The organism is Armatimonadota bacterium (assembly GCA_031459855.1).
Lineage (GTDB): Bacteria > Sysuimicrobiota > Sysuimicrobiia > Sysuimicrobiales > Humicultoraceae > Fervidifonticultor > Fervidifonticultor primus.
Map to the genome: position 1 here is coordinate 1,957,010 of JAVKHP010000001.1, position 21,031 is coordinate 1,978,040.

Sequence of the window (21,031 nt, forward strand, 5' to 3'; positions counted from 1 at the left end):
TGAGTTTTCTCCTCGCCTTCGACTTGACTCTGGCGGGAAGAGGCGATAAACTACAAAAAAATGCGAAAAGAAGCAAATCACTCAATTAGCCAGCAGACAGAGGGAGGAGACCTCCTGACGTTAGAGGAGGCAGCACGATTTCTCAGGCTGTCGCGGCATACTTTGTACAAGATGGTTTCCGCAGGTCGCATTCCTGCCCTACGCGCCGGGCGCCAATGGCGTTTCAGCAAACGACATCTTGAGGACTGGCTTAGAGACAACGCGAAAAGGCGGAGGGACTAATGAACAAGATTTTTCTCAAGAGCTGCGAGAGAATGGATGAATTGCCAGATGGGAGCATCGCTCTTACGGTGACCAGCCCACCTTACTGGAACGCTATCGACTACGACGTTCACACAAAGAGCAAGGGCGCCAACTATCGCTACCGCCAGAACGTGCCATACGAAGAGTATCTTGGATTTCTGCGACGATGCTTCACGGAGGTCAAGCGGGTCACGAAAGACGGAGGCTATTTGGCCATTGTGGTGGGTACCGTCCTCCTAAATGGCAAGCACACGCCTCTACCTTTCCACCTTGTGGGTCTTCTGGAGGAAATCGGTTGGGAATTCCATCAGGATATCATTTGGCACAAGTGCACTGCAGGTGTGAAGCGTGCGGGCTCTGTTATCCAGAAACCATACCCCGGTTATTATTACCCCAACATCATGACAGAGTACATCCTGATTTTCCGGAAACCTGGCGAGTCCAAGATCTACAACGCGATCTCTACGGAAAGGAAGGAAGAGAGCAAGATTCAAATTGATTCAGTCTTCACAATGGACACGGCAAACAACGTGTGGCACATTGCACCTGTGCCGCCAGGTCAATACAACCACCCTTGCCCGTTCCCCGAGGAGATTCCTTATCGACTCATTACCTTGTACTCCTACAAAGGCGACACTGTTCTCGACCCCTTCGTTGGGGTGGGCACCACTCTCAAGGTTGCCCATAACCTAGGCAGGAGATGGATTGGCTACGAGATTATTGAGGAGTATGTAGAGGAGTCCTACCGCCGCATCAACCAGCCTTTGCGCTTACGCAAGCAATTGATTGTGTCATTTGATAAGATCTCGCACGGCGTCAAGATACCCGCCAAGAACCCACCTAGGACCCCGTTCACTCGACCATGGCGGAAGAAACGGCAAAAGGGTCTTGAACCCATACGGCTCTTCTAACTGGCCCCGGGCTTGACCGAGCCCCCATCACAGCCAACAATAGAGGATGTGAAGTGAAGTGAAGTGAAGTGAAGTGAAGTGAAGTGAAAGTGGGCGAAACCTGTCACCGGCGCTACATGGCGGTGGGCCTGATCATCGCACGGGGGCGAGGCCATGTTGTCCACCGCAGGATTGCTGCTCTCGCTGATAACACCGTTTGTCGTTGCGATTCCTTCTCAAGTACTCCTCGCCCAGGAGCTGGAGTGTCGGGTATCAGAATGGCTACCTATTGGTTTGGCGAGGCAAGGTGGATACGCTTTCAATTACCAGTCGGGCAGAGGTCCAAACTGCAGGGTGTATCGCTTGCGTAATATGCCCGGCGGCCTCCTCACCCCGGTTCGGTGGAGGGACCGCGGAGAGATTTTCATCGATCAAAACCTCGCTGCTTGTACAAAGGAGACGCGCACGTGCCCCTGGATGGAGGCCATAAAGATATCATCGCGGGCGGTGACCGGGCGGACGACAATATCCTACGGCGTCAACAAGGACGAATACAGTGACTATCCTGACGCTTATCGACGCGGGGAACTTGCGGCGTTCGCACCTCTCGTGACCATTCTGCGGGGGATAACCGCTAGCGCAGCAGGGGAGCCAGTGGAGATCGAGATCCGCGTAGTTTCGACTGTGCAAGCGGGGGCTGTTCTGAGGCTGCAGTATGAAATCATGCTCATTCGCAGTTCGGTGGGTGCCTTCGAGTATGTAGCGCCAGGGAAAAGGCCGGAAGGGTTCGGTATTGTATGGGAATCCCCCACCAGCTCATGGTTTCTTGATTACATAGGATCCGTCAGACGATTGGCTATAGGTTCTCCACGTTCGGTCGCAACTTCCACTACTGCCCCTCTACTCGTTGATTCGTCCCGACTCGTGGTCATGCAAAGGGACAGGGAGATTCTCGCCACTACTGCGCCCGCGTACAAACCTCGGGAATGAAGCGTACGATCTGGGATGAGGTAAGGAGAGTCTTCAGTCTCGTCGAGTGGATATACAACTTGGTCAATGTCCTGACCAGTTTGTCGATGATCACGCTCCTCCCTTTCACCCTTACGACTTCGCGAACGCTGCGGATTTACATAGTGTCGTTCGGTCTGTTGGGCGGCGCGCTCGGTTACTTGTTCACGGTCACGGCATGGGCAGGGAAAGGGAAGAAGCGTTGCCTCGAACAGCGTAAGAAATTCATAGTCCTCGCTCTCTTATCGCTTTTTTTCTACGCCTGCATGCTGATTGTGTTGGGTCCGGAACCCGCGGCTCGATACGCTTTCTTCGCGGCCATAAGGGAATTCCTCATGAAGGTAATGCTTCTTGCCAATCTGCTTACTGGGGTTGGTGCGGCATTGACAGTTTACTTTCTGGTCAGCGTGATAACCATCTCTTCTAGCAAACTGGCCACGACTCCGAAGTCTAGAGACTGAGGCACAGGTGTGAGGCGCAGCCGAAGCGGTGCCGCCCGGTACTCGGTAGACCGCTAGTTTCACGGATTTTGTTGTCGTTTTTCGCCCTCAGGAACAGGAGCGAGACGGCACCTGCTGTAAGTAGCCGCTGAAACGCCTCAGCCGAGCGGGAGGCGATGCCCGGTCGGGTTCAAGCCGCGAGCCGCAGTGCTCGCAATACCGCCTTTCGGGTGACGAGAAACTACCGCACTACGTACGCTGAACCATGCCGGCTTCCCCCCAACCATCTCGTGTTTCGACAGCTCTTCGCAGCGCCTCCCAGTGCCTGGGATGCGGCACGTACAAGCCACGCCGGATCAGGGACGCATACCGCAGGGAGATCCCTGCTGCACGGACGATGCGCTCTAAGGGCACGGAGCGCAGCAGGGGCAGGATCTCCCGCCGGAACACCTCAGGGTCTGGGCGAGGGTGGGTCTCGTCCCACGCCCGCGCTTCCCGACGGCGCCGGCGCAAGGCTTCAGCCCGGCGGCGCGCGGCCTGCCCGCCATGCGAGGGATCGACGCCCGTGCGGCGCCGCCGCGCAAACTCCCGCAGGCCGGCGGCCACGATGCGCTCTGTCTTGTCCTGCTTTCCGCAGTCGTCACAGAACATCCGGCCCCGCGCCTCCAGCACCACGCCACACCTGACGCAGACCGTGTACTCCAGCCCCGGAAGCGCAGGGGCGTTCGGCGCAGCCTTGCGTATGCCCTCCCGGCCGGCACTCCGGTTCGCCTGGGTGAGCGGGGTCGGCAGCCGCCGGCGGCTGCCTGCGGTCTCGGCCAGCAGCGCGGCCACCCGCTCGGCCCAGGGCGCCACCGCCTGCGCCCACCGCGGCGAGGTCGCAAGCAGCGCCCGGCTTAGGGGCAGCAGCACCCGCACCTGGCCCCGGCTTACCTCCTGGAAGTCCCGGGCGCTGAACACCCTGGTCCGCAGCAGGTCGAGCACAAAGGCGTCTACTGCCGGCCGCACCGGCTCCATGAGGTCCAGGCTTAGCGACGCCCGGGCGGGCTGGTCGGCGTGCAGGATCCCTAGCCCTGGGTCCAGCCCCACGGCCTGGCAGGCGATGGTGGCCTCGGCTTCCAGCAGCGCGTAAAGGAGGTTCAACAGGGCATGGGCGGGGGTGGCCGCAAGCCTGGGGGAGCCAGTGATGGGGGAGATGCGGGGCCCCACAGTCTTCCAGTGCTCCGGCACTCGCCGGGCATCTGCCGTGGCCCAGCGCACCGGCAGCGGCCTCCAGGCCTCCCAGTAGAGAGTGCCGGCCCTGGCCTCGACCAGCCGCAGCCGCTCCAGGGTGTCCGCCCGGTGCAACACGTCCAGCTGCTCCCGGACGGCCCGTTGGGCGTCGGGGTTAGGAAGCTGCGCCAGCACGTCGGCCTGGGCCGCCAGCTTGGCGCTCAAGAGCTCGCGGGTGATCCGCACCCCGGCCTCGGTGCTGGGTGCCAGGGCCTGGGCCCGGCGCAGCCGGGCATCGTCCAGGCCCCGGGGGCCGCTGGAGAGCAGCACCGTGCCGTCCAGGTGCACGCAGATAAGCCCGGCGCCCACATCATGCAGCCACCGGAGGGCTTCCAGGGTCATGGTCCCACCGCGCCCGAACAGGACCAGCCGCTGCAGGCCGGCGGTCGCCCGGTGAAATCGTGCGGTGCGCCGCTCGTCACACCACCCGTCCTCGCAGACGAGGTGCCGGCGCCTCGTAAAGACCCGGAGGCCGTAGCCTGAGAGGACCAGGACCCCATTGCGGGGCGTGGGGGGTGCGGTGGGCTGCGCCCTGTGGTATGCTCCTGCTGGCATGCAGGACCACCTCCTGTGTGCCGGGGTGCCCGCGCCTTCCTGGGCTGCCACGCTGTGGAGGCGCGGGCTTCCTACTTGGTACTGCTTTCGTGTCTCCTCCCGGTCTTTCTCGCGCTGTCTTTGCGTTTCCGTGCAAGCCATAGCACGAACAGGATAAGCAGGCGCTCCTCGGAAGGAATCCCCTGAAGCTTCTGCTCCCATTGCGGGAGGCCCATGATTTGGGACAGCGACAGGCGCAGCAAACCGAACTCCTCATTACCCACATCATGTGGCTCAGCATCTTTGAGCAGGCCGCGCCACCTCCGCACATTCAGCGGCCACGCGATGTCCGACCAACGGCGGCCGGTCTGTTGTATCGCTCGCGTACCTGCCTGCTCCTGGGCGTACCGCGCGGCCTCATCCAACGCTTGCGCGATCATCCTAAGCTTCCGTCTCGGCTGCTTGCGGTTCATCTCTCCGGACAGGCGGCGTAGAGCCCTCAGCGCCTGGCCCGAGGTAATTCCCAAGTTGGCAATGTACAGTCGCAGCACCCTCCTGGCGAGCGATCGAATCCCTTGCTTTGCGAGGTCGTGCGCGTACTTCACCAGCGTTATGGAGTCATCGGGATACTGTCCTTCCACCGGCTCCGGGACGATCCCAGCCTTCCGAAACAGCTGAAGCTGGTACCAGGAAGTTGGGTACCCTTCCTCGGCTAGGCGTCTGAGAAGCGCGGATTGGCTAAGCATCCCGAGCCAGCGGTAGGTAACAAACCTACAAACAATTCTGCCAGCATGTGTGGAATTCGTCAAGGTCTGAGACTAGTGTGGGGCCGTAGCGTGGCTATACGATATCCACAGACCGTCGGGTCCGTGCGCCGCCAGACGGTCAGCCGCGCGAGGCCAAGCCTGGCTAGGCCCGGCGCGGCGAAGCGAGGCGAGGCGAGGCATGGCACGGTCTGGCACGGCACGGCGTGCTGGGTGGGGCCACGGGGCCGAGCGCCTCGTGGCCCGCATTCTTCTTTGGGGTGCGTACGACTACAAGGGGAGGTGAGACGAGTGACACTCACCGCAGAACGGGTACACCGCAGAGCGCAGTTCGCGGAGAGCCAGGGTGGATCGTTGACCTTCCGTAGGCGCCGAGTCGACGCGGCATTCCTTCGGGCGTTGTTGGAGCGAGCAGGTGATGCCACGTGGCTGTGTAGTGGAGGGGTCTACCTGCACGAGGACGCCAGCCGCGTGGCGTGGGCGTTGCGTCGATGGTTCAAGGTGAACCGGCCCGACATGCGCTTGTCGGTCCGGTTGGAACCCGTAGACGGTGGCTGGCGTCTATGGGCGTGCGTGCAGCCTCGCACACCTGGGCACCCCGAGGATCAGCCATGAGCGACGGGAACGTCGTTGAGGTTCGGGTAGATCACCTCGTGGTGGACCCGACCGTGCAACCCCGTATGCGCGGCGTCACGCAGCAGCACGTGGCGCTCCTGCACGAAGGGCTGGCTGCAGGAACGCTGCCGCCTATCACGGTTACGCCACGACGGGATGGGCAGTTCGTCGTGATTGACGGCGCACACCGGCTTGAGGCCTACCGCAAAGCCGGCGTGAAGACCGTGCCTGCGCGCGTCGTAGAAGCTGCGGGCTACTGGGAGGCGTTCTGTGCCAACCGCGACCACGGCCTGCCGCTGACCATCGAAGACCGCAAGCGCGCGGCAGTCTGGCTCAAGCAGCATCGTCCCGAGCTCAGCGTCCGGGCGATTGCGAAGGAGGTCGGCCTCGCCGTGAGCACCGTCCAGGGCGCGCTCTGCCAGCGCCGGCGGATCCAGCGCGGCGGTGGTCTGGCCGTACAGCGACCAGACCCGTGGCGGCGTTTCCTGCGGGCACTGGCGCAGCTCTACGAGCGCCGCGGCGACGACCCGCGCTTCGTGGACAGCCTCGCGCAGGACCTCGTGGATCTGGTGGAGGGCACCTCCGACCCCGGCTTGGTGTGGGATGCGCTCCTCGACTTCGTTGCAGCCGTGGAGCGGGCCTGGGAGTTGACCGAGCATCTCTATCCGGAGGAGGGCACGAACAACACGCCCCGGGCGTCGTCCCGGGGCTGATGAGAGGACCGTGCCGTGGTATCTCAATTACATTCTCCACGTACACCCCATCGCACGTCAAGAGCCCTCCGGGGGCTTCGCGGCCAGGTCGTCTACCTAGCCTCCGCGGTCGCGTTGTACCGCACGCGCCACTACGACCGGGCCGAGCAGCTGCTGCGCGAACTTGGCGCTGGCCTCGTGATTTCCGCGCGCGAGCGTTTCCCGAACCACGGCGCCTGGCTGCGGGATTTTCCCCAGGTCCTCTCCCAGGTGAACGCCGTCGTGGTCGCGTTGGGACCCGACCGCATCGTCGGCGCGGGCGTCGTGCGGGAGGTCGTGGAAGCGACAGCGCACGGGCTCCCGGTGCACTTCCTGACGCCGGACGGGACGTTTCGGACGCTGCGCGGTGCGCACCTGGTGGTCTTACACGGCGTCAGCCTCCGCCGGTTCGCCCGCGTGGAGTTCCCGGCCGGGAGAGAGGCGTAATGCGCCGCGTGTATCTCGCCGCACCCTGCGCAGAGTACGCGCCGGACGTCTACCGACGCGTCACCGACATCTTCCGGCGGCGTGGCGCCGAGGTCGTCTCCAGCCGCGACCTCTTCCCAACGCCCGCCGCATGGCAGCGCGGGTGGCGGCAGGCGTTGGACGGGTGCACGGACCTGCTGGTGCTGCTTGGGCCCCAGCGTGTGCTCGGGGCCGGCTCGCTGTTGGAGGTCGTCGAGGCGCGCGCCGCTGGCAAGGGCATCTGGTTCGCCCAGCCCACCGGTGCGATTCGCCCGCTGCCCGGCGTTTGGCTGCAGTTTCTCCCGGGTCGGTCCCGAGTGCGGGTTGCCCAAGTCAACTTTGAGCCACGTCGCAACAGGCAGCCGCCCCGGAAACCCGGGGCGGCCGAAGGAGGAAGCTGACCGTGAGCCAGGTACTCACGCTTCGATCTCGTTCTACCACACGCAAGCCTACTGTGTATCTTTCCGCCACTCAGGACCCGGCGCTGCGTGAACACGAGGTCCTCCAGGCGCTCAGCCGCCTGCGTCCCCCGCAGGTGTTCGTGCGCGGCGGCCGCCTCGTGCGGGTTGTGGCGACGACGCACGGTGCGCAGCTCGACGAGCTCGACGAGGCCGCGTTGAGTGGGATATTGCAGCGCAGCGTGACGTTCGTCCGCGTTGATCGCCACCGGGTCACGTATGCGTACCCACCCCGCGAGCTCGTGCGCATGATCCTGCGCCGGGGCTCCTGGCCGCTGCCGGACTTGGTGGGCATCGTGCGCTGCCCGGTGGTGCGGCCTGATGGCATCATCGTGCTGCGCGAGGGGTACGATCCGGCTACTTGCTTGTACTACGCGGCTGGCGACCTTGACGTGCCGTGCCCCCCGGATGACCCCACGCCCCACGACGTTGACCGCGCACGGCAGCTGTTGCTGGAAGAGCTGCTTGGCGACTTCCCCTTCGCCGACGACGCCAGCCGTGCCAACGCCCTGGCGCTGCTGCTGTCCCCGCTGCTGCGCTTCGCCGTCGCAGGATCCACGCCGCTCTTCCTCGTCAGCAAGCCCACGCCGGGAACAGGGGCGACGCTGCTTGCCCGCGCCGCCGCGCTCATCGCAACGGGGCACGACGCAGTCACCAACCCGCCCGAGAGCGAGGAGGAAGCCCGCAAGCTCATCACGAGCGTCCTGCTGGAGGGCCGCCAGGTGGTCGTGCTGGACGACGTCGGCAGCCTGAAGCTGCGCGCGCTGAGCCACCTGGTCACGACGAAACGGTGGAGTGCGCGGCTGTTGGGTACGAACCGGGTCTGCGAACTGTTACAATCTGCGACCTGGATCGCCACGGGGAACAACGTGCAGCTTGGCGCCGACCTGGCGCGCCGTGTGGTCTGGATTCGGCTGGACGCGAAGCACTACCGCCCCTGGGAGCGCAGTGGGTTTCGGCATCCCGACCTATTGCGCTGGGTTCGCGAGCATCGCGGGGAGCTGATCTGGGCTCTGCTGGTCCTCTGCCGCGCCTGGTGGGCAGCAGGCTGCCCGGAAGCAGAGGTACCCACGATGGGCGGGTTCGAGGCCTGGGCCCGCCTTGTAGGGTCGATCCTGCACCACGCCGGCATTGAGGGGTTCCTCGCCAACCGCCAACAGCTTTACGACCTTGATCAGGAACACGCCGGCTGGTTCGAGTTTTTTGTAGTCTTGCAGGAACGAGCGCCTGCGCGAGGGTGGCGGAGGCCGTGCGCACGGAGCTGCTGGAGCTCGAAGACCTGCGCTCGCTACTTCGGGATCATCCGAACAAAGTGGCCCTGAGCCGCCAATGCCGCGTGAGCCGGCAAAACATCTACCGCATCATCTCCGGGGACCGCACCCCGTCCGAGGCCCTCCGCGCCCGCCTCCGGGCCACCCTCGCATCGAACACCACCGAACAGTCAAGCCCACCCCGAGGTGGCACATGGGGTGCGGAGTCCAATGGACGGGTTGCCGCCAGAGGCGGGCGCGAAGGATCCGTGAGTGAGATGGGACGTTAGGCTGATCAGCAGTGTAGTATACTGTCAAAAAATAAGGGGTGAGCAGTCTGGCGGAGACCAAAACCGGTTGGGCGGTTCCGGTCGATGAGTCACCGGGCCCCGGGGATGTTAGGCCGACGCAGGTGGGGTGTTAGGTCGGTACAAAATGAGTTCGGCAGCAGGGTGATGCGGCCATGAGGACACAGTTTCTCGCAAATGGCCTTTGGCGCCGGTTGTCCTCGATGGCCAAGCGCACCAAGGGCCAAGTCGCTGTGCCATACTTCGGGACCGGCGGGGCGGATCTGCTTCCGCTTCGGCGCGGAAGCCTGCTTGTTGTGCGATTTGACACCGAGGCGATAAAGACCGGGCAGACGAACCCTTCCGAAATCATTCGACTACTCAACCGCGGGGTCGAGGTTCACGCCTGTCGCAACCTCCATGCGAAGGTGTTCGTTTTTGGAGACACGGCGGTGATCGCCTCCTCAAACGTGTCTCGCTCCGCTGCGAATCACCTGATCGAAGCCGGGCTTGCGACCTCCTCGCCGGCTCTCGTCAGCGCGTCACGCCGATTCGTTGAATCCTTGCGAGGTGACCCGATCGGATTGGAGTTCGCTCGGAGGATGAAGAAGCTATACCGTCCGCCTCGTGGCGGGCGGATCCAGCGTGGTGCTGGTCCAACTGCAGGTGCACCGCTTCACTCCCGGATGTGGGCCGTTCCCCTCGTGCGCGGCTCCTTCGAAGAGGAGGATCGCCTCCAGCGAGATGAGGCGCGTGAAGCAGCTAAGCGTAGGCGCGAAAACCCGCGAGCCACCAGGATCGAGGACTTCCTATGGACAGGCGACAGTTTCCTGGACAGGCTCCACCTCGGCCACCGCGTCGTCATGGTCACTGATGAGGCCAACGGCAAGCGCATGGTGTCGCCGCCCGGCCGCGTTCTCGCCATCAGGAAGTACCGTGTTCGGAACCAGTCTCGTGCCATCATCGCCCTTGAAGTACCGAAAGACGCACGCAACCGCAGCATCCAGCGTGTCGTCCGATCCATTGGTCCAACGGCCAGGATACTGAGGAAGCTCGCTTCACCGCGCGAGATCCGAGATGGAATGCTGGCCATGTCGCTGGCAAGGATGTGGTCATCGTGAAAAGTCGTACCGAACATGCCGCTTCAGCGGACGGGGCGCTCGCGTTGCTCGCGCTCCCGCCGCTGAGCAACTGGAGCAGGGGGGAGAGAAAGTGGAGCGATCTGTTCAGATACTTCGGCTTGAGCTAGAGGGTAAGTGGTCCGCGGACGAGCTGGGCGAGGCCTTGGTCAGTATCTCGAATCTCTACGATCTGCGGTTTTTCCTTGAGCTGCTACATGAGGATCAAGAGGACTGGGTGCGCTTCTACGAAGAGCTGATGCGCTTTCCGCCGTTCAGACGCCGTTGACGGAAGCGCTTTGTGTACTGGGGACCTAGCCCATGGGCACCCTGGTTCCCCAGCTCCTTCCCTCCGGTACTTGACGACGTTCAACTTTCGCAACTCTGGCAGCTGCTTGAGCCTGAGGAGCGTCTTGCGGTTCGGCGTATCAACTACGCATCTCCTGGCGCAACCGACTTAGCGGGCATCGGCACTGTGGTCGGCCACATCAAGGACTTCATCCTGAAGCTTATCGAACGCCGGGATTCCAGGCGGAGGCGGGAACTGGACGAGGAACGAGCAGCACTGGAGAACGAGCGCATTCGGCTCGAGAACGTCAAGAGCTTTGTCGCTCTTGCACGCGACCTCGGCTACTCGGAGACCGATCTTCGTCATCTTATACGATACGTTGACGGAAAGCAGGATATTCTCGTTCGCCTCATCGAACAGCGCAAGCTGGTAGGGGTGTCGATGCCGGAGACGACAGACTAACGATGACGGTCAGACACGCCGATGCAGCGGCCGGCGGAGCCGGTCCGCTACATTGCTACATTGTTAGACCACAACGCAACCTTGGCCCGAATAGTGGCTCCGCGGGCAGCGGGACGAGGCAGCCCGCCCCCGGGGGTAGCGCCCCGCCCCGCAGCGCCCCAGGGCCAGGGCCCCGCGCACGCGACCCGAGACGGGGGGCCAAGCGGCGACCCCCCACGGGGCACGCCCCGCGGGACCGGATAGTGACCCACAGAGGGCAGAGAGCAGACGCCGCCTGAGGGCCCGCCCATCACGTCACCACGCCACGCCCCACGACCCACGGCACACCAACGTCCCACGACCCGCAGCACCCGCAACCCACGGCTCACGCCCACCCAAGGGCCCAAGACCCTTGCGCAACCCCTTGACTGTCGCCTCTAGGGGGAACTCCCAGCAGGGTTAGGCTCTTATCCCGTCAAACGGCGAGGGGGATAAGAGCCTAACCTTTCCCCGAGTGGCCTCTGGAGGTCGCTTGTCACGGGTCGCGCAAGGGTTTCTGGTGGTGTGCCTCTGGGGGCGGGGTGTGTGGGGTGTGTGGCGTGGTGACGTGATGGGCGGGCCCTCGGGCGGCATCTGCCTTCTGTAGGTCACCGTCTAGTCCCGCGGGGCGTGCCCCGTGGGGGTCAAGGCCCGCGGGGCGCGCCCGGATGCCGTGCGTGGTCGCCCGCATAAACAGATGGCAGGGAAGGACAGGTGGGCCATGGGACGACTGCGGTGGGTGCTGTGGGTGCTGGTCATCCTCTTCTTCCTGTTGGGCCCGGCACTGGCCCGGTGGTACACCGACTGGCTGTGGTTCCACGAGGTGGGCTACGTCCGGGTGTTCTGGGTGCCCTTCCTCTCGCGGCTGGCCGTGACCGTCGCGGTGGGCGGCGCGCTGTGGGTGCTGGGGTACGCAAACCTCCGGCCGGTGCTGCGCGCGGGCCGGGCCGAGGTGCTGGAGCTGATCGACCGTGGTGGCGGCCGCTACCGCGGGGTGCGGCCGCGCCGGGGCCCTGCAGGCTGGTGGGGGTGGGCGCTGGGCGTCGCCGCGGCCCTGGGCGGGCTCGCCGCCTCGCGCCAGTGGGTGGCGCTCCAGCAGTTCGTCCACGCCACGCCCTTCGGGCAGGTCGACCCGCTCTTCGGCCGCGACGTAGGCTTCTACGTCTTCCGGCTGCCGGTCTACCGGCTCGTCGCCGACGGGCTGTTCACGTGGCTGGTGCTCCTTGTCGTCGGAGTCGCCGTGGGGTACGCCTCGGCCTACGGGCGCCTGGTGCTGCGCGGCGTCTGGCTCGCCCCGCCGGGGGTCCGCACGCACCTGTCGGTCTTGCTCGGGGCGGTGGTGCTGGTGCGGGGCGCGGGGTTCTGGCTCGATGCGTTCGACCTGCTCTACTCGACGCGCGGGCCGGCGTTTGGCGCCTCGTACGCCGACGTGCACGCGGTGCTGCCGGCGCTGCGGGTGCTGGCGGCGCTGTTCGGGGCCTGCGGGCTGCTGCTGGTGGCCAACGCCTGGCTGCGCACCGTGCGGCTGGCCCTGGCCACGGTAGCGCTCATCGTGGTGGCGTGGGCGGTGGGCCTGGTGGTCTACCCGGGCGTCGTGCAGGCGGTGCGGGTGCGGCCCAACGAGCTCACGGCCGAGACGCCCTACATCCGGCATGCCATCACGGCCACGCTGCGCGCCTTCGGGCTGGACGGCGTGCGCGAGCGCGAGTTCCCCACCGCGCCGCTGGATGCCGCGGCCATCGCCCGCCACCGCGCCACCGTGGAGAACGTCCGGCTGTGGGACTACCGGCCACTGCTGCGCGCCTACAGTCAGCTCCAGAGCTTCCGGCGGTACTACGTCTTTGGCGATGTGGACATCGACCGCTACGTCATCGACGGGCGGCCCCGCCAGGTGATGCTGGCCGCCCGCGAGCTGGCCACAGCCCAGCTGCCGCCGCAGGCCCGCAACTGGGTCAACCGCCACCTGGTCTACACCCACGGGTACGGGCTGGTCATGAGCCCCGTGAACGCCATCTCCGAGGAAGGGATGCCCGCGTTCTTCGTCCGCGACATCCCCCTGCAGACGATCCCGGGGCTGGTGATCACGCGGCCTGAGATCTACTACGGCGAGCTGACCACCGACTACGTGGTGGTAAACACCCGGGTGCGCGAGTTCGACTACCCCCAGGGCGACGACAACGCCTACACCCGCTACGCGGGCCGCGGCGGCATCCGCCTGGGCTACCTGCCCCGGCTGGCGCTGGCCTACCGGTTCGGCGACCTGAAGCTGGCGCTCTCGACCGACATCGACACCGGCAGCCGGCTGCTGTTCGCGCGCCAGATCACGCAGCGCGTGACCCGCATCGCGCCGTTCCTGCGCTACGACCGCGACCCCTACCTGGTGGTGGTCGACGGGCGGCTGGTGTGGGTGATCGACGCCTACACCGTCACCGACCGCTACCCGTACGCCGCACCCTTCGGCGACGTCAACTACATGCGCAACAGCGTCAAGGTCGTCGTGGACGCCTACGACGGCACGGTGACGTTCTACGCGGTGCAGCCCGACGAGCCGATCCTGCGCACCCTGGCCGCCATCTTCCCCGAGCTGTTCCGGCCGGCGGCGCAGATGCCCCCGGCCCTGGCTGCCCACCTGCGGTACCCGGTGGACCTGTTCGAGGTGCAGGCCCAGGTCTACGCCACCTACCACATGCGGGACCCGCAGGTCTTCTACAACCGGGAGGACGTGTGGGCGATCCCGCGGGAGATCTTCGGCAACGAGACGATCCGCATGGAACCCTACTACGTCACCATGCGCCTGGCCGAGGGCGCGGCACCCGAGTTCGTGCTGATCCTGCCCATGGTGTCGGCGGGCCGCGAGAACATGATCGCCTGGATGGCGGCCCGGAACGACCCCCCGCACTACGGGGAGCTGATCGTCTACCGGTTCCCCAAGGCGCGCACGGTGTTCGGCCCGTTGCAGGTCGAGTCGCGGATCGATCAGGACCCGTTCATCTCGCAGCAGCTCTCGCTGTGGAACCAGCAGGGCTCGCAGGTCATCCGCGGCAACCTGCTGGTGATCCCCATCGAGGACGGGCTGCTCTACGTGGAGCCGCTGTACCTGCAGGCCGAGCGCAGCCAGCTGCCGGAGCTGAAGCGCGTGATCGCGGTCAGCGGCGCGCGCATCGTCATGGCGCCCACGCTGGACGAGGCGCTGGCCGAACTGTTCGGGACGCGGCCGCCGCGGCCGGCACCACCGGCGCTCGGGACGCCCGGCGCGCCCGCAGGACCGGGCTCCGGCGGGACGGTGGGGCCGCCCCCGAGCGCCTCCCCCGGCGGGCCGCTGGCGAGCGGCGCGGAGGCCGCACGCGTCCGGGCCCTGGCTGCGGAGGCGCTGGCCACCTACCGGCGCGCACAGGAGCGCCTGCGGGCCGGCGACCTGGCCGGCTACGGCCGGGAGATGGAGCGGCTGGGGGCGCTATTGGAGCAGCTGCGGCAGGCGGCGGGGCCGTGAGCGCGCTAGGTCCGTACGCCCGCGCCCAGGCGCGCGCGGCGCACAGCGTACCGTTCCACGCGCTCGTGCACTACGTGCACGCCAAGGCCCACACCGGTCGGCATGGTTATCGTGCCGTCGTCGTTCAGCACCACCGGCGGGTCGATGAGGTCTTCCTCGAAGTAGCGGTCGCTGGCCGAGATGTCGCCGGGCAGCGTGAAGTTCGGTAGCGACGCCAGCGCCAGGTTGGCGGCGCGGCCGGGGCCGGTCTCGAGCATGCCGCCGCACCAGACCGGCACCCCGCGGGCCTGGCAGAGGTCGTGGATCGCTACCGCCTCGGTCAGGCCCCCCACGCGCGCCTGCTTGATGTTGATCACCCGGCACGCGCCGAGGTCGAGGGCGGCGCGCGCGGCCCGGGCGTGGATAATCGACTCGTCCAGGCAGATCGGGGTGCGCAGCTGGGCCTGGAGCGTGGCGTGGTCGACGATGTCGTCTTCTTCCAGCGGCTGCTCGATCAGCAGCAGGCCGTGGTCGTCCAGCGCCCGCAGCAGCGGCGCGTCGTCCAGCGAGAACGCCGAGTTGGCGTCGACCTGGAGCATGATGTCGCCGAAGCGCCGGCGGATCTGCTCCACCGGCTCCAGCACCCACCCCGGCTTGATCTTGATCTTGATGCGCCGGTAGCCCAGCCCCAGGAAACGCTCGACGCGCTCCAGCAGGGCGTCGATGGTGGGCTCGATGCCCAGGCTCACGCCGACGGCGACGCGGTCGCGGGTACCGCCCAGCAGGGCGGCGAGGGAGACGCCCTGGGCGCGGGCGTGGAGGTCCCACAGGGCCGCCTCCACGGCGGCCTTGGCCATGTGGTGCCGGCGGATGTAGGCCACCTGCCGGGCGAACTCGCGCGGCGCGGGGGCCGGCTGCCCCAGCAGCGGCGGCACCAGGAACCGTTCCAGGATGGCCCACGCCGTGTCCACCGTCTCCTCGTTGTACAGCGGCGCGTGGTCGACGGGTGCCTCGCCCCACCCCTCCAGGCCGTCGGCCCGGAGGCGCACCAGCAGGCACACCTTGGTCGTCGAGCGGCCGAACGACGTCTCGAACGGCCACCGCAGCGGCATCTCGATCTGGTAGAGCTCCACGGCGTCAATCCGCATGGGCCCCTCGCGTCAACACGTAGTCCCCGCGCAGCCGGTCGTCCGGGCGCAGGAGGAAGTCGACGGCCCGGTAGCCGCGTGCGAAGTAGTGCTGGAACACCTGGCGCGTGGCCAGCCGCCACGCGTGGGCCAGCCCGCGGTCCCGGGCACGCAGCGCAGCGAAGTCGGTGGGGATCTCGACGAACAGCACAGGCGCCTCGAGGTCGAGCGCCGCAGGGCGCGGTGCGACGCCCGCCGGGTGGGGCGCGGCCTCCAGCGCGCGGGACGCCTCGCCCCAGTCGCGTTCGACCGGGCGGCCCGCTGCCGCGGCCTCGACCCGGGGCGACCGCAAGGCCCAGTCGACCTCGAAGCGGTCGCTGTCGAGCCCCCGGTTCAGCTGGTCGGGCATCTCGCCGTAGTAGTTGACGAAGTACCGCTGCGCGGTGACGCCCAGCTTGTGCAGGTTGAACCGGGCGTTGACGCTCTGCAGCGGATCGTACGTCCAGACCATGTGGTCGAAGCCCGCGTCCAGGGCCGCCTGCCGCTGCGCCAGCTTGAGCCGGAAGCCGATGTCCTGGAGCTGGCGGCCGCCCAGCACGCCCGCCATGTGCGAGTAGAACAGCGGGCGGCCACTCCGCCAGGCCGGGAACCCGTAGCAGAACCCGACCAGCGTGCCGTCGGGCTCGAACGCGCCCAGCACGACGCCGCCGGCGCCGATGGCCGCCACCAGCTGGTGGACCGGCACGACCTCGCGCTCGGGCATCCCCCAGATCTGCATCTGGAGCTCCTCGACCTGCCGGAGCGCAGCAATCTCCTTGAGCGGCCTGATGGTGATCTCCGACACGGCTCGTTCCTATGGTACGGGTTCGCCACGCAGGGTTCCTGCGCGGCCTCCGCGGCCCCTACGCCTGCCGCCACATGCGGTCGCGCAGGTCCAGCAGCGCGGCGCTGAGCGCCACCGGGTAGCGCGGCGCCTCCTCCAGCCCGCGCAGCTCCTCGGGCAGCGCGGCCAGGCGCGCGGTACACCGTTGCCGGATCGCCGGCAGCGGTTCCGCCCACAGCCGCCGGCCGCCCTGCATGACCGGCACCAGGAGGGGCACGTGGTCTGGCGGCGGGGGCTCGTCGTGGAGCGCGATGAGGTCGGCGGCGGGTTGCCCGTCGGCGTCCAGCTTCCGCCAGACCTGCTTGCGGCCCGGGAGCGTGGCCTTGCCGGTGCTGAGCTTGATCCGGAAGCCCTTCTCGTCCTCCACGAGCTTGTAGACGCCGCCCAGGCTCGGCGCGTCCGCCGAGGTCCCGAGTTCGGTCCCCACACCGAACGCGTCGGCGGCCGCGCCCTGGTCCAGCAGCTCGGCGATCCGGTACTCGTTGAGGTCGCCCGAGAGCAGCACCTGCACCTCCCGCAGGCCCGCGGCGTCCAGCGCGGCGCGCACGGCGCGACTCTGGGCCACCAGGTCGCCGCTGTCGATGCGCACCGCGCGCAGCCGTCCGCCGCGCGCGGCCAGCTCCCGGGCGACGACGATGGCGTTGGCGACGCCCTGGAGGGTGTCGTAGGTGTCGATCAGGAGCACGGTGTTGTGCGGGAAGTCCTGGGCGAAGGCCCGGAACGCCGCAAGCTCGTCCGAGAACGACATCACGTAGGAGTGGGCCATGGTGCCGGTGACGGGGATGCCGTAGAGCATCCCGGCCAGGACGTTGGACGTGCTGGTGCACCCGGCCAGGTAAGCGGCCCGCGCGGCCTTCACGGCGGCGTCGGTGCCGTGGTCCCGGCGGGGCGAGAAGTCGGCCACGGCGCGCCCGCGGGCGGCCAGCACCACCCGCGCCGCCTTGCTGGCCACCATCACCTGGAAGTTGATGGCATTCAGCAGGAACGTCTCGATGACCTGGGCCTCGATGCGCGGCGCCGTCACCTCCAGCACCGGCTCGGGCGGGAAGAAGATCTCGCCCTCGGGGATCGCCCGCACGTCGCCGGTGAACCGGAACGCCCGCAGGTAGTCGAGGAAGGCGTCGCTGAACAGGCGCAGGCTGCGCAGGTACGCGATGGCCTCGTCGGAGAAGCGCAGGTCTTCCAGGTAGGCCAGCACCCCGTCCAGCCCGGCGCTGACCAGGAAGGCGCGGTTGGGTGGCAGCGCGCGGATGAAGAGGTCGAACGTCGCCCGGTCGTTCATGCCGTGGCGCAGGTAACTGTCGGCCATGGTGAGCTCGTACAGGTCGACGAGCAGCGCCACGTTCTCGGGCGTGACGTACCCGACCCCCGCGGGCCGGGCCGTCGGGCGGGCGTGCGGGCCGTCGGTCAGAGCCATCGGAGGCGTCGGAACACTGCCAGCATGATGATAACACTGGCCGCCATGGCCCCCAGGGCGGCGGGGAACCCCCAGGGCCAGTCGAAGGGCGGGTAGGCGCGTTCGAAGTTCATGCCGTAGATACCCGAGATCACCGCCAGCGAGGCGAACACCGCGGTGATCACCGTCAGGACCTTCATCACCTCGTTGAGGCGGTTGCTGGTGAGGCTCAGGTAGACGTCCAGCGCGCCCGCCAGCAGGTCGCGGTGCGTGTCGATCTGCTCGGTGATGCGGAGCAGGTGGTCGTGGACGTCGCGGAAGTACGCGCGCAGCGCCGGGGCCACCAGCGGCAGGTCGTGGCGCAGCAGGACGTTCATCGCGTCGCGCTGGGGCGCTGCCACGCGGCGCAGGTGGAGCAGGGCGCGCTTGGCCTGGAAGAGGCGATCCATGGTCCGCGGGCCCGGCCGGGTGAACAGCGCGTCCTCCAGGCGCTCGGTGTAGGCGTCCAGCGCATCGAGCACCGGGAAGAACGTGTCCACGGCGGTGTCCAGCAGCACGTAGAGCAGGTAGCCGTCGGCGGTGCGCACGTCCGGGGGGGCCTGGGCCAGCCGGTGGCGCACCTCCTCCAGCACCGGCGCCGCGCCGTCGTGCACCGTGATGACGAAGCCACGGCCGTAGAACGCGTCGATCTCGTCCAGCACCACGCCGTGACCCGGGGCGCGGAGGCGGGCGGCGTGCATCGTGACGAACAGGTAGCGCTCGTAGTCCTCGACCTTGGGGCGCTGGCGGCGCTTGAGGGCGTCCTCCACCGCCAGCGGGTGCAGGTCGAACAGGGCCGCCAGCCGCGCCAGGGCCTCGGGGGGCGGGCTGGTGCCATCGACCCACAACACCTGACCGTCCCGGCGCGCCAGGGCCTCCAGGGGCTCGGGCGGGTCGACGACGAGCTCGGCGCCGCGCAGCACCACCACGCGAAACGGGTCATCCGCAGGCATCGCAGGGGGAGTTCGGCCGCCGCTGCTGCGTTCCTGTGGCTGCCCCCGACGTCCGGGGGCCGCGCGGCCCGTGTCGCGCGGCGGGTCGGGGCCCTCCGGGTGCGAGTCGCCGCGGGCCGGTCCGCCGGCGCGGCGGTCAGGTCGCTTCCGGGCAAGCGTCCTCATGGTGTCGCGATGGTGTCGCGTGGTGTTGCGCCTCGCGGGGCGGCGCTAGCCCGCGGCGGGCTCGGGGGGCATGCCGGCCACGATCATGCGGATCTGGATCGCGCGGATGAGGTCGGTCTTGCTGAGGATGCCGACCATCTCCCGGTCGCGGCCGACCACGACCAGCCGCCCGAAGTTCCGCTGGCTCATGCGCAGGAAGGCGTCGAGCGCGGTGGCGGTCAGGGCGATCGTGCCGACCTCACGGGACATGACCGCCTCCACGAGCTCCTCCGGCGCCTTGCCCTGGAGGTCTGCCAGGTCCACCATGCCCACCAGGCGCCCGGCCCGATCCACCACCGGGTAGCCCAGGTGCCGCTCCCGCAGCATCACCTGCAGCAGGTCGGCGATGCGCATGTCCGCGGGCACGGTCCGGACCTCGCGGGTCATGACGTCGGCCACCGGCACGTCGTGCAGGATCTCCGCGATCAGGGCGTGCTGCGTCTCGCCCGCCACGGCGATGTAAATGAAGAAGGCGACCAGGAGCAAGAACAGGTTGCCGCCCAAGAACCCGACCAGGCCCAGGGCCACCGCCAGCCCGCGGCTGACGTCGGCGGCGATCTGCGTGGCCTGCAGGTGGGGCATGCGCAGACCCAGCAGCGACCGCAGGATGCGTCCCCCGTCCAGCGGCAGGGCGGGCAGGAGGTTGAAGAGGGCCAGGGCGACGTTGGTGTAGGCGAGGTAGCCGACCACGAACTGGCCCGCAGCCGCATCGGCCGGCACGAGCCCCAGCACCAGGCGACACGCCGCCGCCACCAGCAGGCTGGTGGCGGGGCCGGCGGCGGCGATGATCGCCTCGGCGGCGCCGCGGCGCGGGATCTCGTCGAACTGCGCCATGCCGCCCAGCAGCCACAGGGTGATGTTGCGCACCCGCACGTGGTAGGCACGGCCGACCACGGCGTGGCCCAGCTCGTGGACCAGCACGCTGCCGAACAACCCAACCGCGGCCGCCAGCCCCAGCGCGTAGGGGGTGGCGCCCTGTTCGAGGGGGCCCGGGTCGATGGGGAGCCGGAGCAGCCGCACGTAGACGCCCACGCGGCTGCCGATGAGCCAGGCCAGCAGCGGCAACACCAGCAGGAACGTCGGGTCCAGGCGCAGCGGGATCCCCAGCAGCCGGAACGGCAGGCGGTAACTGCGACGGAACATAGGGGGCCTCCTTGGTCAGGTGCGCAACACGTCGTCAGGCGCGCACCACGCGGGTCAGAACGGCCAGCCCCGTGGGGTTGGCGCAAGCGCTACCGCAGCGTCGAAAATTATAGCGACTTCGCCCGCCGACGCCAGCCACGTTCGTGGCGGTAGGGGTCGTTGGGCATTGTCGTCTTCGATGGAAGCCTGCTGCGGGTGGCGTGATTCACGCCCTTGACGGCGGCGGCGTCGGCTTCGCATAGTGGAACACTGCGAGCCACGGTCGACCGTGGCGCGTGCGCTCACGTCATCGCCAGGAGGTGGTGCTTGGTGGCAGTCGAGGTGGGGCAGGCAATACCGGACGTCACGCTGGTCAGCGCCGATCGGAAGGCCGTGAAGCTCCGGGAGCTGCTGGGCAGACCCATGGTCCTGCTGTTCTTCCCCGGGGCCTACACCACCACGTGCACCAAGGAGATGTGCGCCTTTCGCGACCACCTGGCCACGTTCAACGCGCTGGACGCCCAGGTGGTGGCCATCAGCGTCGACTCGCCCTTTGCGCAGAAGGCGTTTGCCGATCAGCACGGGCTGACCTTCACGCTGCTCTCCGACTTCACCCGCGAGGCGGTCAAGGCGTTCGGCGTGGAGGATCCGAACTTCGCAGGCGGCCTGCTGCCGGGCGTGGCCTGGCGGTCGGTGTTCGTCGTCGACCGGACCGGCGTGGTGCGCTGGAAGTGGGTGGCACCCACCCAGGGGACGGAACCCGACTACGCAGCGGTCGAAGCCGCCGTGCGGAGCCTGCACTGAGCGCAGCGACCCGGCGGAGGTGCCCCGCGTGGGCGCCCCGTTCGTGGGCGGGCCGTGCGGTGCACTGAGCGCAGCGACCTGGCGGATGGGCGCTGTCGCCGAATCGGGCGGTCACCCCGGACGCGTGGCC

Annotated in this window: 17 protein-coding genes; 10 read left to right on the top strand and 7 right to left on the bottom strand. The window is 67.4% G+C overall.

What is annotated here, in order from left to right; all coding sequences use genetic code 11:
- Nucleotides 1–281: 281 nt before the first annotated feature.
- Together QN157_08925 and QN157_08930 are read left to right on the top strand one after the other, a co-directional pair.
- Nucleotides 282–1,214, top strand: coding sequence for a site-specific DNA-methyltransferase (locus QN157_08925; protein ID MDR7555717.1), 933 nt, complete (start codon nucleotides 282–284; stop codon nucleotides 1,212–1,214).
- A 1,055-nt stretch (nucleotides 1,215–2,269) separates the two neighbouring features.
- Nucleotides 2,270–2,662 carry a hypothetical protein gene (locus tag QN157_08930; protein MDR7555718.1) on the top strand — a complete coding sequence of 131 codons (393 nt, stop codon included), beginning with the start codon at nucleotides 2,270–2,272 and terminating at the stop codon, nucleotides 2,660–2,662.
- 228 nt (nucleotides 2,663–2,890) lie between these two features.
- Here QN157_08930 and cas1 read toward each other — a convergent pair whose 3' ends face one another.
- Together cas1 and QN157_08940 are read right to left on the bottom strand one after the other, a co-directional pair.
- On the bottom strand, nucleotides 2,891–4,468 hold the full coding sequence (gene cas1, locus QN157_08935; GenBank protein MDR7555719.1) for a CRISPR-associated endonuclease Cas1: 1,578 nt from the start codon (nucleotides 4,466–4,468) through the stop codon (nucleotides 2,891–2,893).
- A gap of 71 nt (nucleotides 4,469–4,539) precedes the next feature.
- Entirely contained in the window at nucleotides 4,540–5,088 is a 549-nt protein-coding gene (locus tag QN157_08940; GenBank protein MDR7555720.1) for a hypothetical protein, read from the bottom strand.
- Nucleotides 5,089–5,822: 734 nt separating this feature from the next.
- Between QN157_08940 and QN157_08945 the strand changes: the two genes are divergently transcribed.
- From QN157_08945 to QN157_08975, 7 genes are all read left to right on the top strand, one after another.
- Nucleotides 5,823–6,539 (top strand): ParB N-terminal domain-containing protein, encoded by a 717-nt coding sequence (locus tag QN157_08945; protein MDR7555721.1) that lies wholly within the window; start codon nucleotides 5,823–5,825, stop codon nucleotides 6,537–6,539.
- 114 nt (nucleotides 6,540–6,653) lie between these two features.
- The gene (locus tag QN157_08950; protein MDR7555722.1) at nucleotides 6,654–7,004 is read left to right on the top strand and encodes a hypothetical protein; all 351 of its coding nucleotides are present in this window, start codon (nucleotides 6,654–6,656) and stop codon (nucleotides 7,002–7,004) included.
- Nucleotides 7,004–7,423 carry a hypothetical protein gene (locus QN157_08955; protein ID MDR7555723.1) on the top strand — a complete coding sequence of 140 codons (420 nt, stop codon included), beginning with the start codon at nucleotides 7,004–7,006 and terminating at the stop codon, nucleotides 7,421–7,423. Before QN157_08950 ends, QN157_08955 begins: the two co-directional genes overlap by 1 nt.
- 2 nt (nucleotides 7,424–7,425) lie before the next feature.
- Nucleotides 7,426–8,802 carry a hypothetical protein gene (locus QN157_08960; GenBank protein MDR7555724.1) on the top strand — a complete coding sequence of 459 codons (1,377 nt, stop codon included), beginning with the start codon at nucleotides 7,426–7,428 and terminating at the stop codon, nucleotides 8,800–8,802.
- Nucleotides 8,803–9,241: 439 nt separating this feature from the next.
- Nucleotides 9,242–10,138: a hypothetical protein gene (locus tag QN157_08965; GenBank protein MDR7555725.1), complete on the top strand. Its 897-nt coding sequence runs from the start codon at nucleotides 9,242–9,244 to the stop codon at nucleotides 10,136–10,138.
- 298 nt (nucleotides 10,139–10,436) lie between these two features.
- Nucleotides 10,437–10,886: a hypothetical protein gene (locus QN157_08970; protein MDR7555726.1), complete on the top strand. Its 450-nt coding sequence runs from the start codon at nucleotides 10,437–10,439 to the stop codon at nucleotides 10,884–10,886.
- 739 nt (nucleotides 10,887–11,625) lie between these two features.
- Nucleotides 11,626–14,394 carry a UPF0182 family protein gene (locus QN157_08975; GenBank protein ID MDR7555727.1) on the top strand — a complete coding sequence of 923 codons (2,769 nt, stop codon included), beginning with the start codon at nucleotides 11,626–11,628 and terminating at the stop codon, nucleotides 14,392–14,394.
- Nucleotides 14,395–14,399: 5 nt separating this feature from the next.
- On the opposite strand, the gene menC is transcribed toward QN157_08975, so the two are convergent.
- From menC to QN157_09000, 5 genes are all read right to left on the bottom strand, one after another.
- The gene (gene menC / locus QN157_08980; protein MDR7555728.1) at nucleotides 14,400–15,521 is read right to left on the bottom strand and encodes an o-succinylbenzoate synthase; all 1,122 of its coding nucleotides are present in this window, start codon (nucleotides 15,519–15,521) and stop codon (nucleotides 14,400–14,402) included.
- Nucleotides 15,511–16,344 (bottom strand): hypothetical protein, encoded by an 834-nt coding sequence (locus tag QN157_08985; GenBank protein MDR7555729.1) that lies wholly within the window; start codon nucleotides 16,342–16,344, stop codon nucleotides 15,511–15,513. The genes menC and QN157_08985 overlap by 11 nt, the downstream gene beginning before the upstream one ends.
- Before the next feature lie 58 nt (nucleotides 16,345–16,402).
- Nucleotides 16,403–17,800 carry a nicotinate phosphoribosyltransferase gene (locus QN157_08990; GenBank protein ID MDR7555730.1) on the bottom strand — a complete coding sequence of 466 codons (1,398 nt, stop codon included), beginning with the start codon at nucleotides 17,798–17,800 and terminating at the stop codon, nucleotides 16,403–16,405.
- Nucleotides 17,791–18,747: a magnesium/cobalt transporter CorA gene (corA, locus tag QN157_08995; GenBank protein MDR7555731.1), complete on the bottom strand. Its 957-nt coding sequence runs from the start codon at nucleotides 18,745–18,747 to the stop codon at nucleotides 17,791–17,793. The genes QN157_08990 and corA overlap by 10 nt, the downstream gene beginning before the upstream one ends.
- Before the next feature lie 234 nt (nucleotides 18,748–18,981).
- A complete protein-coding gene (locus QN157_09000) occupies nucleotides 18,982–20,118 on the bottom strand; it encodes a CBS domain-containing protein (protein MDR7555732.1) in 1,137 nt (378 codons plus the stop codon).
- Between the two features lie 309 nt (nucleotides 20,119–20,427).
- Between QN157_09000 and QN157_09005 the strand changes: the two genes are divergently transcribed.
- Nucleotides 20,428–20,901 (top strand): redoxin domain-containing protein, encoded by a 474-nt coding sequence (locus QN157_09005; protein MDR7555733.1) that lies wholly within the window; start codon nucleotides 20,428–20,430, stop codon nucleotides 20,899–20,901.
- The last annotated feature ends 130 nt before the right edge of the window (nucleotides 20,902–21,031 follow it).

Coding starts and splice junctions, on each gene's coding strand:
- QN157_08925 (MDR7555717.1), top strand. CDS start 282: ATGAACAAGATTTTTCTCAAGAGCTGCGAGAGAATGGATGAATTGCCA.
- QN157_08975 (MDR7555727.1), top strand. CDS start 11,626: ATGGGACGACTGCGGTGGGTGCTGTGGGTGCTGGTCATCCTCTTCTTC.
- cas1 (MDR7555719.1), bottom strand. CDS start 4,468: ATGCCAGCAGGAGCATACCACAGGGCGCAGCCCACCGCACCCCCCACG.
- QN157_08965 (MDR7555725.1), top strand. CDS start 9,242: ATGGCCAAGCGCACCAAGGGCCAAGTCGCTGTGCCATACTTCGGGACC.
- QN157_08990 (MDR7555730.1), bottom strand. CDS start 17,800: ATGGCTCTGACCGACGGCCCGCACGCCCGCCCGACGGCCCGGCCCGCG.
- QN157_08930 (MDR7555718.1), top strand. CDS start 2,270: ATGATCACGCTCCTCCCTTTCACCCTTACGACTTCGCGAACGCTGCGG.
- QN157_08945 (MDR7555721.1), top strand. CDS start 5,823: ATGAGCGACGGGAACGTCGTTGAGGTTCGGGTAGATCACCTCGTGGTG.
- menC (MDR7555728.1), bottom strand. CDS start 15,521: ATGCGGATTGACGCCGTGGAGCTCTACCAGATCGAGATGCCGCTGCGG.
- QN157_09000 (MDR7555732.1), bottom strand. CDS start 20,118: ATGTTCCGTCGCAGTTACCGCCTGCCGTTCCGGCTGCTGGGGATCCCG.
- QN157_08955 (MDR7555723.1), top strand. CDS start 7,004: ATGCGCCGCGTGTATCTCGCCGCACCCTGCGCAGAGTACGCGCCGGAC.